We start from the raw sequence: 325 nt of genomic DNA on the forward strand, positions 1-325 counted from the left end.
CGAACGTCGGCGGTGCGAAGCACGGCGTGTTCACCGACCGTCCGGAAACGCTGACGAACGACTTCTTCGTGAACCTGCTCGACATGGGTACGGAATGGCAGCCGGTGTCGGCCGCGAACGACGTGTTCGAAGGGCGCGATCGTGCGACGGGCCAGGTCAAGTGGACGGGCACGCGCGTCGACCTGATCTTCGGCTCGCATGCGCAACTGCGTGCGCTGGCCGAGGTGTACGGCAGCGCGGATGCGAAGGAGAAGTTCGCGCGCGATTTCGTCGCGGCCTGGAACAAGGTGATGAACCTCGATCGCTTCGATCTCGCGTAAGCGTC

At 64.3% G+C, this 325-nt stretch carries 1 pseudogene; it reads left to right on the forward strand.

What is annotated here, in order from left to right:
• Positions 1-320, forward strand: a pseudogene (locus HWX36_RS36785) (catalase-peroxidase); the annotation flags it as partial.
• Between the last annotated feature and the right edge of the window lie 5 nt (positions 321-325).

Origin of the sequence: Burkholderia sp. BCC0405, from assembly GCF_902833075.1 — a bacterium.
Taxonomy (GTDB): domain Bacteria; phylum Pseudomonadota; class Gammaproteobacteria; order Burkholderiales; family Burkholderiaceae; genus Burkholderia.